General features: G+C 45.2%; 14 protein-coding genes, 1 pseudogene and 1 other annotated feature. Of the genes and pseudogenes, 3 read left to right on the forward strand and 12 right to left on the reverse strand.

Features of this window, described 5'->3' with window-relative positions:
• Positions 1-75: 75 nt before the first annotated feature.
• Entirely contained in the window at positions 76-1,986 is a 1,911-nt protein-coding gene (locus BTO30_RS09245; RefSeq protein ID WP_245796405.1) for a nitric oxide reductase activation protein NorD, read from the reverse strand.
• A complete protein-coding gene (locus BTO30_RS09250) occupies positions 1,961-2,833 on the reverse strand; it encodes an ATP-binding protein (protein ID WP_075398513.1) in 873 nt (290 codons plus the stop codon). Before BTO30_RS09250 ends, BTO30_RS09245 begins: the two co-directional genes overlap by 26 nt.
• Before the next feature lie 218 nt (positions 2,834-3,051).
• On the opposite strand from BTO30_RS09250, the pseudogene BTO30_RS09255 reads away from it, so the two are divergent.
• Positions 3,052-3,568: pseudogene (locus BTO30_RS09255) on the forward strand (YfiT family bacillithiol transferase).
• Between the two features lie 236 nt (positions 3,569-3,804).
• Here BTO30_RS09255 and BTO30_RS09260 read toward each other — a convergent pair.
• Complete coding sequence (locus tag BTO30_RS09260; RefSeq protein ID WP_075398440.1) at positions 3,805-4,215, reverse strand: Rok-like winged helix domain-containing protein; 411 nt, start codon at positions 4,213-4,215, stop codon at positions 3,805-3,807.
• 31 nt (positions 4,216-4,246) lie between these two features.
• Entirely contained in the window at positions 4,247-4,453 is a 207-nt protein-coding gene (locus BTO30_RS09265; RefSeq protein WP_075398441.1) for a DUF6501 family protein, read from the reverse strand.
• Between the two features lie 362 nt (positions 4,454-4,815).
• Here BTO30_RS09265 and BTO30_RS09270 point away from each other — a divergent pair, with 362 nt between their 5' ends.
• On the forward strand, positions 4,816-4,941 hold the full coding sequence (locus BTO30_RS09270) for a sporulation histidine kinase inhibitor Sda (RefSeq protein ID WP_342743396.1): 126 nt from the start codon (positions 4,816-4,818) through the stop codon (positions 4,939-4,941).
• 39 nt (positions 4,942-4,980) lie between these two features.
• On the opposite strand, the gene odhB is transcribed toward BTO30_RS09270, so the two are convergent.
• Both odhB and BTO30_RS09280 read right to left on the reverse strand, forming a co-directional pair.
• A complete protein-coding gene (odhB, locus tag BTO30_RS09275) occupies positions 4,981-6,225 on the reverse strand; it encodes a 2-oxoglutarate dehydrogenase complex dihydrolipoyllysine-residue succinyltransferase (protein WP_075398443.1) in 1,245 nt (414 codons plus the stop codon).
• Between the two features lie 86 nt (positions 6,226-6,311).
• Complete coding sequence (locus tag BTO30_RS09280; RefSeq protein WP_075398444.1) at positions 6,312-9,125, reverse strand: 2-oxoglutarate dehydrogenase E1 component; 2,814 nt, start codon at positions 9,123-9,125, stop codon at positions 6,312-6,314.
• 487 nt (positions 9,126-9,612) lie between these two features.
• Here BTO30_RS09280 and BTO30_RS09285 point away from each other — a divergent pair, with 487 nt between their 5' ends.
• Positions 9,613-10,401: an ABC transporter ATP-binding protein gene (locus BTO30_RS09285; protein ID WP_083632353.1), complete on the forward strand. Its 789-nt coding sequence runs from the start codon at positions 9,613-9,615 to the stop codon at positions 10,399-10,401.
• 34 nt (positions 10,402-10,435) lie between these two features.
• Here BTO30_RS09285 and trpA read toward each other — a convergent pair whose 3' ends face one another.
• From trpA to trpE, 6 genes are read right to left on the reverse strand one after another with little or no spacing between them, the layout of a single operon-like run.
• Positions 10,436-11,218, reverse strand: a complete 783-nt coding sequence (trpA, locus tag BTO30_RS09290; protein WP_075398446.1) for a tryptophan synthase subunit alpha — start codon at positions 11,216-11,218, stop codon at positions 10,436-10,438.
• Positions 11,215-12,426, reverse strand: coding sequence for a tryptophan synthase subunit beta (gene trpB / locus BTO30_RS09295; protein ID WP_075398447.1), 1,212 nt, complete (start codon positions 12,424-12,426; stop codon positions 11,215-11,217). Before trpB ends, trpA begins: the two co-directional genes overlap by 4 nt.
• 1 nt (position 12,427) lies before the next feature.
• On the reverse strand, positions 12,428-13,036 hold the full coding sequence (locus BTO30_RS09300) for a phosphoribosylanthranilate isomerase (protein ID WP_075398448.1): 609 nt from the start codon (positions 13,034-13,036) through the stop codon (positions 12,428-12,430).
• 1 nt (position 13,037) lies between these two features.
• Positions 13,038-13,808: an indole-3-glycerol phosphate synthase TrpC gene (gene trpC / locus BTO30_RS09305; RefSeq protein ID WP_075398449.1), complete on the reverse strand. Its 771-nt coding sequence runs from the start codon at positions 13,806-13,808 to the stop codon at positions 13,038-13,040.
• A complete protein-coding gene (locus BTO30_RS09310; protein ID WP_075398450.1) occupies positions 13,805-15,418 on the reverse strand; it encodes a bifunctional anthranilate synthase component II/anthranilate phosphoribosyltransferase in 1,614 nt (537 codons plus the stop codon). Before BTO30_RS09310 ends, trpC begins: the two co-directional genes overlap by 4 nt.
• Positions 15,418-16,812 carry an anthranilate synthase component I gene (gene trpE / locus BTO30_RS09315; protein ID WP_075398515.1) on the reverse strand — a complete coding sequence of 465 codons (1,395 nt, stop codon included), beginning with the start codon at positions 16,810-16,812 and terminating at the stop codon, positions 15,418-15,420. Before trpE ends, BTO30_RS09310 begins: the two co-directional genes overlap by 1 nt.
• Before the next feature lie 51 nt (positions 16,813-16,863).
• Positions 16,864-17,076, reverse strand: a binding site (T-box leader).
• Positions 17,077-17,085: the final 9 nt, after the last annotated feature.

Here is a 17,085-nt window from a genome sequence, read left to right on the forward strand (position 1 = left end):
CTCTGGAAGGGGAATTCCAAAGCCGCTGTTTGATTTATATAGCTTTAATGAAGCGGCAGATGCTAGTATCTTAATTTAAATGCTTTCAAACAATAATCTTTTCAAGATGGGAGTTAAAACGGCCGGAAGCTCCGACACGTCCGGAGCCATGATTGAACCTGTCCCGTAGATTGTTTTCATCGTCTGCTGCCGGGCCTCATCCAGCGCTTCATCACCGATAAATAAATTAAATACCGTCATGCCTTTTTTCCTGGCAAGCAGGACGGCCTCATGTGTATCCAGCACACCATTTTTTTCGTAATCGGCAGCAGATGGCTCCCCATCTGAGAAGACAAGGATAAATTTTTTCTGCTCACTGCGGCGCGCCAATTTTTCAATCGCAATTCTCAAGGCAAAACCGTCCCGGTTATCTTCTTCTGGGCGAAGCTGCATAATGAACGGACCCGATTCTGTCTGGTATGAGCGGTCAAATGAAACAGCCGTTAAAAAATGATTCGGTTTCCGTTCCGCCGGCAACGACGCTGTATCTTCCCAGAAGCCGGTTATTTCATGCGGAACTCGGAGCGTTTTTAATGTTTCATGAAATAAGACCGTACTTTTTTTCACATCCTCCATTTTGTCATACATCGATGCAGAGCAATCAATTAATAAGAAAAACGCTGCATCAATATCACGCGAGGGCTCCTGCTTCTTGTAAAAGAGCCGCGGATTTTCATCTGTATAAAAACGGATCAGCTTTCGGCCAAGACGGCCTGTTAATAAATCATTGCGCGGACTCGTTTTTTTCTTTTCAATCGATTTTTCAATCGTCCGTTTTAACTTGCGTACAACCGGCGCCGTTTCATTTTTAAAGACCCGGTATTGTTCTAATTCTTCGTTCGCAGGGGTACGTGGAGAATCATAAAGAGCGACCGCTCCTTTATTTTCTTGCCCATACCGGTTCTCATCTGAATGCTCTTTGGATTCCCGTCTTTCAGCCATCAGACGATTGTACTGTTCACGTGTCGCTTTTTTAGAACGGCCCTGAACAGACGCCAGCGCTGCATCACCTTCATCTCCTTCACGTGCTGTATTACCCATCATTGGTGTTTTTGCACCACGCTCCAAGTCAAACTGCATAAACGTGCCGCGTGTTTCTTCTGATTCACGGTGCCATGTGGAGAACTGTTCATCAAACTGTTCATTGTCCTTTTCGTCTTTCTCATCATCGTTTTCGAGGGGGTCCTGCCGTCTTCCGGGATCAATGGCTGCACACGATTCCTCTTTCTGAAATTCAGGAAGATGACTATATTCATTGACCATATCCCGTACGCCAATATCTTCTAGCACTTCCGTTATATCCATGACAAGGCGGGCGGCATCGCCAGTTGAACGGGCATCAAAAAGAGACAGCGCCGTTCGGTCGATATAGGGGATTGCCCCATCAAGTAACGGGCTGATTAACGGCCATTCAAACGGTGTATCCGCCTGCCAAAGTATATAAAGAGCATTATAGAGGGCATCTGCGTAAAAGCCTTTGGCGGTATTTATCTTCAGCTGTACGCCGTGATAGCGCCGCAATACTTGCTTTCGCGTTTCAAAAGCCCGTCTCACCCCAGGTCTTGTACAAATACAGAGCGGCTCGATACGGACATCTTCTGCCAGTGCAAGCAGCTGGCGGGCAAACGAACTTTTTGTCTTGCCGGAAAATGTTTGAACCTCTTTCGGTTCTGTAAATAATTTTGTCCCGAGGGCACGTAAGTAGACATCCGACTTCATGCCTTCTTTTTCTTCTCGCTCAGGGCGATGATGCCAGAAATGGCTCACATACAAAACAGACGGCTCAGCCTGCAAATACGCAAGCGGGCCGTATTCGACTTTCATATTCGCATCGCCGGAAAGCGCCGCAGCCAAATCCGACAGCTCCATCCAGAAAGCGGAGTTAACCGTTTCATCATTAAATTGAATAAAACGCTCCACGTTACGCGAACCACGTTTCCGCTGCATTCATAACAGCTGCTTTTTCACGGTCATCATCGAGCTTGCCGGCGATGGCACTCTCTACAGCACGCATGGCGGGAATGTATAAAGCCAGATCACACGCGTCGACAAGAGTACGAATAGAAGAGGCTTCTTCCGGCAGCCGGCCGCTTTCGACAAGTGTCATTAAATCGGCAGAAAGCGATACAAATTGCTGCAGCAGCCGCTCATCCTGCAAAATGGATTCCTGTTTCAGCACACTCAATAAAACATCACCCGAAATATAGGGAATTTCAAAAGTCACAAATCGGTTTTTCAGCGCTTCATTGAGAGGAGCTGTTCCCGCATACCCTTCGTTCACCGCGGCAATCACGCTGAATGTTGGCTTCGCTTTGACAACTTCGCCCGTAAACGGATTCGTAATCTGACGGCGGTAGTCAAGAACGCCATTTAAAATGGGGAGCGTTTCCGGTTTTGCCATATTAATTTCATCAATATATAAAAGATGTCCTTTTTTCATCGCCTGGATAACCGGTCCTTCAACAAAATCAATACGGCTTTTTCCATCGATCTCCACAATCGTCTTAAACCCGAGCATTGCTTCCGCATCAAGGTCGACGGAGCAGTTAATGCTGTGAACCGGCTGGCCAAAATAAGCTGCAAGGGACTCTGACAGCTTCGTTTTCCCTGAACCGGTCGGACCCTTTAATAAAATATTTTTGCCAAGCGCCAGTGTAATCACCGTGTCTGTCAAAAGGTTTTCATTTTGTGCCACAAAGTGTTGGTCGTCATTTGACAGTTCCCTCTGAAATATCTGTTTCCGTTCTCGTATAATCTCTTCTATTTTCTTTGGAAGTGATGAAGAAATATTCACAATCCTCGTCCTTTCAAGTTTTTTTGCACAAGTATCATCATACACCGGAACGCGATTGAAAAGCAAAAAAGCCGGCTGGATAAACCCGCATTAGCTTTCATTTATCATAAACTTATGAAGACAGCGTATATAAATAGATTTGATTTGTGTTGTAACGTGGAATGAATGATCTTTGATATAATACACGTATTATATTTTCAAAACTGGAGGTGAACAAAATGGATTTATGTTATCCAATCGGTCATTTTCATGTGAACGGAAAGATTAATCGAGAAGATATTCAACATTGGATTGATGAGATTGCACAGGCACCGGTTAAATTAGAAGAAGCTGTAAACGGATTATCAGCTGAACAATTGGATACTCCATATCGCCCGGATGGCTGGACGGTTCGCCAGGTCGTTCATCATTTAGCAGACTCTCATCTCAATGCACTTACCCGTTTTAAGCTTGGTATAACAGAAGAACAACCGACGATAAGGCCTTTTTGAAGAGGAGTGGGCAAAACTTCCTGACAGCAGGCTCCCTGTCAAGGTATCCCTTACATTATTGTCATCTTTACATCAACGGTTGGTTATTCTTCTTGAATCACTGCAGGAAGACGACTTAAGAAAAACCGTGCTACATCCTGAAAACGGCATTATTCCATTAGACAAAATGATCGCCTTATATGCCTGGCACAGCAATCACCATATCGCGCATGTTACCCGCTTAAGAGAGCGGATGGGGTGGTAAACACAGGCATTCATAATCCATGAGTGGAATTTAAAAAAGGGTGTATATATTTTTTTCGAAATGGACAGCCTATAGATGTTCGGTTTTCAACCCCTTCCAATGTTTTTGTCATTTTAGCCAGGTTAGCCTGGCCTTTTTTTATGTCGACATACATGAATTATCAATGTCTGCACGGGAACATTGCTTGAAGTGAAATACAGCCCTTTCTTCTAAATAAGAAAGGGCTGTAACTTTCATTACATATCATATTCATACATGTACAATCCGCGTCCCAATTTGCGGACTCGTTCATTTTCGCGTTCAAGTCCGTTCATAAATGTCGTCATATTCGCAATTTTTTTACCGGTCCGCTCTTCTACAAAACGCTGCAGTTCGATCCCGCGAATGGGTGTGTTTTGCTCTTTTAATACAACTACTGCTGTTTCACGCAATTCCATTAAGCTTTCACTGCGGCGGCCCCGGCGTGCTTTTGGGGGCAGGCTGATCTTTGTAACGGAGGGAATGGAAGGGTCCGCTGTATCACTATCGAGCTCCTGCAATCGGGCAAAAATCCCTTCCCGTTCTTTTTTAAATTCCTGCATCACCCGAATTTCCGCATCTGCCAGCTGATCCAGTCTAATTTTTAACGCCATTCGTTCATCAAACAATCTCTTCTCCCCCTACACATCAAACGTTCACTTAGTTCATTTCTTGAAAATAATCTTTATAAAAACCGGAAATATGGCCTTTATTATCGACGACGAAATAAAATTCCTCTGTTTCATTTTTCACATCATATACAGTGCCTTCCGTTAATACATTTTTAACCATATACTTTTCCGCATTGGTATGAATGCATTTCACTTTCTTCAGCGTTTCTTTTTTCTGCCATTTTGTATGAATCATGTTGAAAACTCCTTATAAAATGTAATTGGCTGTTTTAAAAATCGATTGAAAGCTGCAAAGCGATAGATAAAACCCGCCTTTAAATCCGTGCCGGACTTTTTGTTCATACAGAGCCTTATAGGCGCTGTGTGAACATATCCGATTACTGCTTTTATAAATATACAACAAATAGACCTACTTTTTCATGATTTTATGATATTTTTTTTAAAAAAAACACAAAAAAATAGGTATATCGTAACTTTCTTATTCCATTTACCCATATTATTTGCATTTTTATATACAGCTAGTATAATAATCAGAAAATAAAGATATTTTTTCTTTATTTTTACACCACTCTATAGGAGGTCATAAACTTGAAGATTATGAGCAATGAGATGCTGGTGGCTGCATATCGGGACGCGTTGAATAACGGTGACGACAAAACATGGATCGAAACATTAAAATTAGAAGTGAAGAAACGTGGATTATCTCCAAAAAATGAAAAATAATGAAAAGAAACCCCGCGGCATGCCGCGGGATTTTTGTTATTATCCTTCAAGAAGAAGATCTTCAGGATTTTCAATTAATTCTTTTACCATTTTCAAGAATCCGACTGCTTCTTTTCCATCGATGATACGGTGGTCATACGAAAGAGCCACATACATCATTGGGCGGATTTCGATTGAATCGCCTACAGCTACAGGACGTTTTTGAATCGTATGCATACCGAGAATACCAACTTGTGAACCGTTTAAAATTGGCGTTGAAAGAAGGGAACCGAATACACCGCCATTTGTGATTGTAAACGAACCACCCTGCAAGTCAGCAAGTGCCAGTTTATTATCGCGTGCTTTTAGCGCCATATCCATAATGGAGCCTTCAATCTCGGCGAAATTTTTACGGTCGCAATCACGAACAACCGGTACAACAAGACCTTCTTCTGTCGATACGGCAACACCGATGTCATAAAACTTTTTCAAGACCACTTCATCGCCATCGATTTCAGCATTTACATATGGATATTTTTTTAATCCTGCGACAACCGCTTTTGTAAAGAATGACATGAATCCAAGACGCACATCGTGATCATCAAAGAACTTGTCTTTTTTGCGTTTGCGAAGGTCCATAATATTCGTCATGTCAATCTCATTAAACGTTGTCAGCATGGCAGCAGTCTGCTGTACTTCAACAAGCCGTTTTGCAATCGTTTGACGGCGGCGGCTCATGCGCTCACGTTCAACCGGCTTGCCATCATCCTGTTTTTTTGCCGGAGCTGCTGCCGCTGGTGCTTTTTGTGGTGCTGCAGCCGGCTGTTTTGGTGTATCCTGATGTGTTTCAACATCCTGTACACGTACACGTCCGAGTGGATCCGCCGTTTTCACGGCTGTTAAATCAATCCCTTTTTCACGAGCCAGCTTGCGGGCAGCCGGAGAAGCAATGGTCCGGTTGTTCGGGTCTTCTTTTACCGGCTCTGGCTGTACTTGTTTTTCCTCTGCTTTTGATGCCGGCTCAGCCTGTGTCTCTTCTGCCGGAGCTGCCGCTGGTGCGGAACCGCCCGCGCCTGCTTCTACAATGGCAATCACCTGACCCACTTCCACTGTATCGCCTTCAGCTGCCTGCAGTTCTTTAACTGTTCCTGCTTCTTCAGAAATAACTTCCACGTTTACTTTATCTGTTTCGAGTTCAACGATGTACTCGCCTTTTTCAACGTAATCACCCGGTTGTTTTAACCATTGTGCAATGGTACCTTCTGTAATCGATTCTGCCAGTTCAGGAACTCTAATTTCAGCCACTGTAAAAATCCTCCTTGTTATCAAACATGATCGTTCATCATTATGTACTCGCTGCAGACGGATCAAACCGTCCACAGCTTCTTTTATTACTGTTCTTTTGTCATGGCAGCACGCAAAATACGTGCCTGTTCTTTCTTATGGACAATCGCATCCCCTTCAGATGGGCTTGAACGGCGGCGGCGTCCGACATAACGGACAGATGCACCTTCTGGCGCCACATCACGCAGTCTTGGATCCATATATGTCCATGCGCCCATGTTCTGCGGTTCTTCCTGAAGCCAAATAATTTCTTTCACATTCGGGAAGCGTTCCAAAATCGCGGCAATCTCTTCTTTCGGGAATGGATATAGTTCTTCTACCCTTAAAACGTGGAGCCAATCCAGATTCTCTTCTGTTTTATCAATTTGCTCAGCAAGATCAATCGATACTTTCCCGCTGCAAAGAACAAGACGTTCCACTTGTTTTGGCTTGCTTCCTGTTCTTGGTTCTTCGACAATAATATTAAATGTACCATCCGAGAATTCCGATGCTCTTGATCCAGCAAGCGGATGGCGAAGCAAGCTTTTCGGCGTCATAATGACGAGCGGCCGTACTTCTTCTTTTTGCAAAATCGAAGCCTGACGGCGCAAAATGTGGAAATACTGCGCAGTGGAGGATAAGTTTGCCACTGTCCAGTTATTTTCTGCTGCCGATTGCAAGAAACGCTCCATTCGGGCACTTGAATGTTCTGGTCCCTGTCCTTCATAACCGTGCGGAAGAAGCAAAACAAGTCCTGATTTTTGTCCCCATTTTGCCCGTCCGGATGAAACGAACTGGTCAAACATGACCTGGGCCATATTCGCAAAGTCACCAAACTGTGCTTCCCAAAGTACAAGTGTTTCCGGTGAAAATACGTTGTAGCCGTATTCAAAACCAACAACAGCTGTTTCTGTAAGCGGTGAGTTGATAACATCGAATGACGCATTTGTATCGCTCAAGTTATGAAGCGGTGTGTATTCTTCCCCATTATTTTCATCGTGCAAAACAAGGTTTCTATGGGCAAATGTACCACGCTGCGAATCCTGACCGGTTAGTCTGATCGGTGTACCTTCTTTTAAAATCGAGGCAAAAGCCAGCGTTTCAGCATGCCCCCAATCAATTTGGCCATTTTCTTCAAACAGCTGCTCACGGCGCTTTAAAATACGCTCAAGCTTTTTGAACGGCTGGAACCCTTCAGGCCATTTCAAAAGCTCGCTGTTAATATTTTTTAAATCCTCTTCACTAACACCTGTTTTGTTGCAAGGAAGATCCTGTTCGACCACTTTCGGCGGATTCATAACGATATCCGGATTGTCATCCTTTTTCGGAACCGTTTCAAATATCTCTTTTAATTTCTGCTCGTTTTCACTGTATACTTTGTCCGCATGGTCAGCATCAATGACACCGCGGTCAACAAGTTTATCCGCATACAATTGACGAACGGTTTTATGCTTGTTGATAATATTGTACATCTTCGGATTTGTTGTCATCGGTTCGTCCATTTCGTTATGACCAAAACGGCGGTACCCGATTAAATCGATAACGAAATCTTTGCCAAATCGGGCACGGTAGTTAACAGCGATAAAAGCCGCCGCTACACATGCTTCCGGATCGTCTGCGTTAACGTGTACAATCGGCACTTCAAATCCTTTCGCCACATCTGATGCATAGCGCGTGGAACGGGAGTCATAGCTTTCAGTTGTAAACCCGATCATGTTATTGGCAATAATGTGAATGGAGCCGCCTGTTTTATAACCGGCAATCTGGCTCATGTTAAATGTTTCACCGACAATACCTTGTCCCGGGAATGCGGCGTCACCATGAATGATGATCGACATCGCTTTTGCCACATCGAGTTCAGGTTTGCCTTTTTTCGTCCTGTCTTCCTGGGCTGCCCGTGTATATCCGGCTACAATGGGACTGACTACTTCCAGATGGCTCGGATTGTTCGCCAGCGTAATGCGCGCTGTTTGTGTATCTTCTTCTTTATAGCTTCGGTCAGCGCCAAGGTGATATTTGACATCACCTGTCCAGCCGTAATAATTCATTTTCATCGAGCCGAGCGGCAGCATTTTTTTATTTGGTGCATGTGCGAATTCAGCGAAAATCATTTCGTACGGCTTGCCGAGAATGTGGGCCAGTACGTTTAATCGTCCACGGTGGGCCATCCCGATATTGATCGTTTGAGCACCTTTTACAGCAGAGTGATGAACGAGCTCATCAAGAAGAGGAACCATTGCATCCAGTCCTTCAATCGAGAAGCGTTTTTGCCCGACAAATGTTTTATGGATGAATTTCTCAAAACCTTCCACTTCTGTTAATCGTTTCAACAGCTTTTTCTTGTCATCGTCTGAGAATGTCGGGTAATAATCCGTTGATTCAATTTGCTGACGAAGCCATTGCTTTTCTTCAAGATCATGTACTTGTGCAAATTCAAAGGCCACTTTATCCGTGTATACTTTTTTCAAATGCATGATCGCTTCATAGCCGTCCTGCACATGAGCGGGTGCGCCTTTACAAATGTATTCAACCGGAATCGCGCGCAAATCCGCTTCTGTTAATTCATACGTCTCAAGATCGATTCGGCGTGAATCTTTATGGCTGTTATCAAGCGGATTAATATCCGCTGCCAAATGCCCGTAAAGACGAATGCTGTCCGCAAGCTTTACGGCTCTGTAAAGCTTGTCAAGATCGCCTGCTGCGGCAGGCGCTGCACTTCCCGCAGGAGAAGCAGGTGCTCCCCATTTGTCAAACAACTCTCTCAATTCCTGATCCACTGAGTCTGGATCAATAAGATAGTGTTCGTACACTTCCATCACATATCCAAGATTCGGTCCGGAAAAATCTTTCCACGGACTGCCTTGGCCATTCTGCATGTTCATTGTGAAAAACCTCCAACTGTTTCGCCCATTTGAATTTCCTGTTCGTTGTTTTTATACGTTCGTCGTAAAAAATATGTACAGATAAAACATAAAACGCTTTCACATCCAGTTTAACACTGTAAAGCGCTGTGAGAAAGAAAAAGGCCTTCCTTTTTGATAAAAGCCATCCAGTCATCTGGATACTGCCTTTTTCAAGTACCATATTACTACTGTTCCATATAAAAACCAATGTTTTTTTGCAAATTTCTTTAATAAATTTTCAGTTTTTCTGAAAACGCTCCAAATCGCGCTGTTATGCGGTTTTTTCTGCCTCAAAAGAACGAAAAATACCGTTATGGAACCATTGTTTTTCATTAGTAAAGTGTTATGCATCTACAGTGAAAAAAGATTGAACACGTTACCGGTAATTTGCGGTTTCAGACTCGTAACCTTCATTTTGTATTAATGACATTCTTTTTTCTGCTAAACTAATGACGAGGTGATGACGTTGACAGAAATAATTTCATATAAAAATGTGCGGTTTATACGGGGAGAACGCATCATTTTAGATGACGTGAACTGGACAGTGAGGACCGGAGAACATTGGGCAGTGCTCGGACTTAATGGTTCCGGCAAGTCGACGATGCTTAATATGATGGGCGGTTATGAATTTCCGACAAGCGGCACGATTCATGTTTTTGGCCGCCAGTGCGGAAAGTACAATTGGGAGCATATAAAAAAACGGATTGGATTTGCCGGCAATACATTAAATCGTTTTTTATCATCATTAAATAACGAGACAGCTCGGGAAATTATCGTCAGCGGCAAGTTTAATTCCATCGGTATTTATGAACAAACGACCGATGAGGACTGGGAAAAAGCCGACCGGCTTCTTAAGGATTTTCAACTTACGTATTTAACAGACGAGCCATACCGTCATTTATCGCAGGGAGAGCAGCGGCGTGTATTACTCGCCCGAGCGTTTATGGCCAGTCCCGATATGATGATTTTAGATGAGCCATGTTCGGGACTTGACGTGCGGGCGCGTGAAGATTTGCTTGATTCACTGCAGGAACAGGTTGTTAAAAAAGAGACCGTACTGCTGTACGTGACACCTCATATTGAAGAAATCATTCCGGCGATCACGCATGCAGCGGTTATTGCTGAAGGGAAGGTGGTCGCTTCCGGCTTAAAAAAAGAGGTGCTGACAAATCACGTGCTGAGTTCCGCCTTTGGACTGCCCGTAGAGGTGGAATGGCGTGACGGACGAAGCTGGCTGCATGTCGTAAAAAAATAAAAACTGTCCGGATTTTTTCCAGACAGTTTTTTTATTACTTCACACCGACTCTCCCCGGCACTAAATTCTTAATTTCATGTCCGCGCCCTTCATGAAGGAGCGACACAATTTTACTGCCGACAATAACACCGTCGCAGGCTGCTCCCAGTGTTTCAGCCTGTTCTTTTGATGAAACACCGAATCCCGCAAGAACCGGCACATTGCTTTTTTCCGTAATACGTGCAAGATGTTCAGACAAATCACCCGCAAAACCTGCTCGTGCGCCAGTAATGCCGTTAACTGTTACGGCATAAATAAAGCCTTCAGCACCATTGACAGTTTCTGAAATTCGTTCATCAGAGCTTGTCAGCGTCACAAAGCGGATAAGGGCAATGTCGTGTTTTGAAAGCGGATCTTTAAACTCCTTTTCTTCCTCCATCGGGACATCGGGAATAATGACACCGGAAACACCTGCTGCTGCGCAATGATCAGCGAAGTTTTGCGCTCCGAATTTAAAAACAGGATTCGCATAGGTCATGATTACGATGGGAATGCTGATATCATCCTTGATGGATGCCAATTCATCCAAAACGGCTTTCAGCGTTACTTTTTCCGCAAGTGCACGCTTCCCGGCCTCTTGAATGACAGGGCCATCTGCAACGGGGTCGGAAAACGGGATGCCAAGTTCGACAATTGTCACGCCTGCGTCTTCCAATAGCAAAATCGTTTCTTTTAACGTATGAAGGCCGCCATCGCCTGCCATAATGTAAGCAGTAAAAGCTTTTTTGCCTTCTTCGTTTACACGTGCAAATGCGGCAGCCATTTTATATTTTGTCATTGGTTCCGGCCCTCCCTTTCAAAACGCTCTTTTATTTGAGCCACATCCTTATCACCGCGGCCGGACAGGCAAATAGCGATAATCTCCTCTTTCTTCATCGTTTTTGCCAGTTTCACGGCATAGGCGATCGCGTGGGAGCTTTCCAGCGCAGGAATAATGCCTTCTGTTTTTGTCAGCAATTTAAAGCCTTCCAAAGCTTCTTCGTCTGTAATATGTTCATAAATAACACGGCCGGAGTCTTTCAAAAAGCTGTGCTCAGGACCGACACCCGGGTAGTCGAGACCGGCTGAAATAGAATGCGCTTCTTGAATTTGACCCGCTTCATCCTGCAGCAAGTACATTTTACTGCCATGCAAAACGCCGACGCTGCCCATTGTCATGGATGCTGCGTGCTTATCCGTATCAATGCCGCTGCCGGATGCTTCAACGCCATACATCTTCACAGACTCGTCTTCAATAAACGGGTAAAACATGCCCATTGCATTGCTTCCGCCGCCGATACAGGCCACGACCGCATCCGGGAGACGGCCTTCTTTCTCCTGCAGCTGCCGTTTCGTCTCGTTTCCGATAACAGCCTGAAAATCCCGGACAATCTGAGGGAATGGGTGCGGACCAAGCACAGAACCCATAATGTAGTGCGTGTCTTCAACATTCGTTACCCAGTAGCGAAGCGCCTCGTTTACGGCATCTTTCAATGTGCCGCTTCCCTGAGAAACACTTTCCACGCGCGCGCCGAGCAGTTCCATCCGGAAGACGTTTAATTCCTGACGGCGGATATCTTCTTCGCCCATGAAGATCACACAGTCGAGATTTAGTAATGCACAAACGGTCGCAGTTGCTACACCGTGCTGGCCGGCACCTGTTTCAGCCACGACTTTTTTCTTGCCCATGCGGACCGCTAAAAGCGCCTGGCCGATTGTGTTGTTAATTTTGTGCGCGCCGGTATGGTTTAAATCTTCCCGTTTTAAATAAATTTTTGCGCCGCCGGCTGCTTTTGTTAAATTTTCCGCAAAATACAGCGGATTTTCACGTCCGACATAGTCGGTTAAATAGTGATTCAATTCCGAAAGAAATGCGTCGTCCGCCATCGCTTCCTTGTATGCTTCTTCCAGCTCTTTTACAGCCCTCATTAATGTTTCAGGCACATAACGGCCGCCATATTGGCCGAAATGACCCTTTTCATCGGGCTGGTTATATCCATTACTCAATTTATTTTGCTCCTTTCGCACGCTGCACAAATTGAAACACTTTCACTTCATCTTTTCTGCCGTCCGTTTCCACCCCGCTTGAAATATCAACGGCAAATGGCTGTACCGAGCGGACCGCTTCTTCAATATTATCAGGGCTTAATCCCCCTGCCAAAATTAATCGTTCTTTATCGACATCCGGATCTTTAAGAATCGACCAGTCAAATGTCCGGCCGCTGCCGCCTCGAAATTGCGCAGGCGGACTGTCAATCAAAATGTACTCAGCCGGAAAGCTGAACATGGTTTTAAACGGAATATTTTCTTTAACCGAAAACGCTTTGATGACCGGCACAGGCATTTGTTCCGCAAATTCGGGTGTTTCATCACCATGCAGCTGAACATAATCAAGACCGGCTGTTTTCACTATTTCACGAATCACTTCCGCTTCTTCATTTACAAAGACACCGACTTTTTTCACATTCGGTCCGACGGCTTCTGCAAGCTGGCGGGCAAATTCGGGCGGGATACGCCGGCTGCTTTCAGCAAAAACGAAGCCAATCATATCCGCTCCGGCTTCACGTGCCCAGCTTGCCGCTTCAAATGAGGTAATGCCGCAAATTTTTACATTCATATTATAAATCTACTTTCAATGAGCGGACGGCTTCAGCCACGTTACCAGCCCGCATTAATGTTTCGCCGACAAGGAGTGCTTTGGCGCCGGCTTCTTTTAAACGAATAGCATCTTCCTGCGTTTTAATGCCGCTTTCCGATACGAAAATGGCGTTTTCTTTTCCGTATGAACGAAGCAGCCGCTCTGTTGTCGTTAAGCTTGTTTCAAATGTACGAAGATCTCGGTTGTTAATGCCAATGATGTTGGCTTCCATTTTCAAGGCACGCTCCATTTCAGCTTCATCGTGCACTTCGACAAGCACATCAAGACCATACTCTTTAGAATGGCGGTATAATCGATGCATTTCTTCATCATTTAATGCCGCCGCGATCAGTAAAATAATATCGCCCCCGGAAGCATAGGCCCGGTCAATCTGGACTTCATCCATAATAAAATCTTTATTTAAAACCGGAATGGAAATGTTTTCTTTCACGGATTTCAAATCATCCATTGTTCCTTTAAAAAACGGCGTATCCGTTAAAACCGACACCGCATCCGCTCCGTTTTCTGCATAAGTCGACGCCTGCTCAACCGGATTGACACCAATATTAATATCGCCTTTTGACGGTGAGGCCCGCTTTACTTCCGCAATAAGGGCCATTGTTTTCGAAGCAATCACCCGGTCATAAAACGAAACCGGCGTCCGGTCTGCTGTATAGGAAAGACCGGCCTGCTTTAAAAGAGAAACTTCTTCGCGCTTTTTCTCCATAATTTTATCTAAAATCGTTGTCATCCTGTCACCGCTTCTTTCTTTCGTGATTTAGAGTATTCGACAAGGTAGTTTAGTTTTTCAAGCGCCGCACCGGAATCGATGCTTTCCTGCGCCATCAACACACCTTCCCGCACCGTTTTCGCTTTTCCGTTCGCAAAAAGACCGATGCCGGCATTCAGCACAACCGTATCACGAGGCGCACCACGTTCCCCTTCTAAAATACGTTTTAAAATCTCAGCGTTTTCAATCGCTTCGCCGCCTTTAATATCATCCAGTGAATATTCCGGCAGCCCTGCCGATTCCGCTGTTACAATCATTCGTTCCATTTTGCCGTTATCAAGCAAAATCAGATGGTTTTCTCCAGACAGTGAGGCTTCATCCATATAACCCGCTCCGTTTAAAACAACGGCGCGTTTGCGGCCGAGACGGTGCAATACGTCCGCCATCATTTCCAGCATATCCCGGCGGTAAATACCAAGGAGCTGTGTATCAAGCGTCACAGGATTTGTAAGCGGGCCGATCAAATTAAAGATCGTTGGAATTTTCAAATCACGGCGCACTTTCATAATGCGTTTTAATTTCGGATGAACATGCGGCGCAAACAAAAACGTAATGCCGTTTTCATCAAGAAGGCGGTCTGTTTCATCCGCCAAGAAATCAAGCGACACGCCCAAATGTTCCAATACATCGGCACTTCCCGTTTTACTTGAAACACTGCGGTTGCCGTGTTTCGCCACTTTTACACCGGCGCCGGCCAGCACAAAAGCGGATGTCGTGCTGATATTAAAGCTTTGTGAGCCGTCACCGCCCGTTCCGCAGTTATCCATGACATTTTTCCATGTCGTGCGGGTGGAAACCGCATTTTGACGAAGCACATGAACGAGCGCCGCAATTTCATCAACCGTTTCGCCTTTCGCTTTTAACGCCATTAAAAAGGCTGCAATTTCACTATCAGAGATGTCTTCCTGCAAAATTTCCGATACGGCGTCTTCCATTTCCGCGGAAGTCAGCGAATCACCATTCGATAATTTTAATAAATGCTTTTTCATGTTCTTTTCCTTCCGGTATGAACGGAAAAATTCAGCAATTAGTTCATCACCGACTTGTGTACCGATGGATTCCGGGTGGAACTGAAGACCAAAGACCGGATATTCTTTATGTCGAATCGCCATAATTTCATTGTCATCTGTCGATTCCGCGATAATTTCAAGCTTTGGATTCAGTGTGTTCCGGTCGACGGCCAGCGAGTGATAACGCATGACCGGCACGGGTCCCTGTACAGCTGAGAACAGCCCTTTTCCCTCATGGCGGACCATCGACAATTTACCGTGTTTAATCGTTTTTGCTTGAATAACCTCTGTGCCGAATGCCGCCGCAATCGCCTGGTGTCCAAGACAAATTCCAAGGATCGGGATACGGTGGTAAAAGGCATGCACCACTTCGATGGAAATACCGGCTTCTTCCGGTGTACCTGGTCCCGGAGAAATGACAATCGCTTCCGGTTCCAGCGCTTCAATTTCGTCAATGGTAATTTCATCATTTCGCACAACGCGGACATTTTTGCCGATCCGGCCGATTTGCTGATACAAGTTGTATGTGAAAGAATCGTAGTTATCGATAAGTAAAATCATTATTTTTGCACCTCCAGTAAGGCTTTTGCTTTATGCATCGTTTCTTCAAATTCTGTCTCCGGTACGGAGTCATATACAATACCCGCTCCGGCCTGTACATGTGCCACATTGTCTTTAATGACCATCGTGCGGATTGCGAGGGCAAAATCCATGCTGCCTGTTGCGGATAGGTAGCCGACTGCACCAGAGTACACACCGCGTTTCACCGGCTCGAGATCATTAATAATTTGCATTGCCCGGATTTTCGGTGCGCCGGATACGGTTCCAGCCGGCAGACACGCCGTAAGGGCATCAAGTGGGTGATAGTCTTCTTTTAATTCACCTGACACTTCGGAAACAATGTGCATCACATGTTTGTATTTTTCAATTTTCATGTATTTATCAAGTGTGACAGAGCCGATTTCTGAAATTTTCCCAACATCATTCCGGCCAAGATCAACGAGCATTCGGTGTTCTGCGATTTCTTTTTCGTCTGCTAATAGCTCTTCTGAAAGACGCGCATCCTCATCCGGTGTTTTGCCACGCGGGCGGGTGCCGGCGATTGGATTTGTCGTCACCGTATTGCTGCTAACTTTGACAAGGCTTTCCGGAGACGTTCCGAGCACGGTATAGCCGTCAAAATCGATATAAAACATATACGGTGATGGATTCGATGTGCGAAGACGGCGGTATAATGTAAACGGATCGCCTTCAAACGGGGAAGACAGCCGCTGTGAAAGAACAACCTGGAAAATATCTCCTCTAACAATGTGTTCTTTCGCTTTTTCCACCATGTCACAAAACGTTTTGCGTTCAATTTTCGAGCTGAATGCCAGTACATTCGTTTCATTGCCTGCAGATGGTTTTTGATCGGCATGAATCTCTGCATACACTTTTTCAATGGCTTGATCCATATCAGTTTCCGAACGTCCCCCGAACAGGTCGACCGCCACAATTGATACGCGCTGTGTTAAATGGTCATAGACAACGAATGTATCGTAGAATAGCATGTGTACATCTGGCATACCAAGCTCATCCGGAAGCGGCTCGCCGATTTTTTCTTCAAAAAATACCGTATCGTAGCCGATGTAGCCTGCAGCACCGCCGAAAAACGGAAACGGATAGTTGTTTGTGCCATGAACCGGCATGATCTCTTTCAGCTTATCCATAAACTTTCCAGTGCCAGTTTCCGTAGTGCCGTCTTTTTTAGTGAGCGTATAACCGCTGCCGTCCGCCGTAAATTGAGCGACAGGATCAACGGCCAAAAACGAATAGCGCCCGCTTTCTTCATGTTTTGCCGAGCTTTCGAACAACATCTTTTGTTTGCCGCCGAGCGCATGATAAATGGAGATTGGCGTTACCATATCCCCTTCCATTTCTTTCAGTCTGTACGGAATCGTTTCCTGTAATTTCATCGTTTCTGCCCCTTTCTTTCCATAAAAAAACTCCATAGATGATCATCATCTATGAAGGACGGTTTCCCGCGGTGCCACCTCTCGTTGAAGCCATACAGCTTCCCCTTAAAACCGGTTAACGGCCGGATGCCGGGCGCTCTACTTAACGAGTTCAAGCTGCCACTCACGGACCCATTCGAGCTGCTGCTGCGTGCCGGTTTCCACCATCCCGGCTCTCTTTGACGCGCATAACACAGCTCTACTTTTTCCGATCAACGTATTTTTCTATACAAA

The organism is Domibacillus antri (assembly GCF_001936625.1).
Lineage (GTDB): Bacteria > Bacillota > Bacilli > Bacillales > Domibacillaceae > Domibacillus > Domibacillus antri.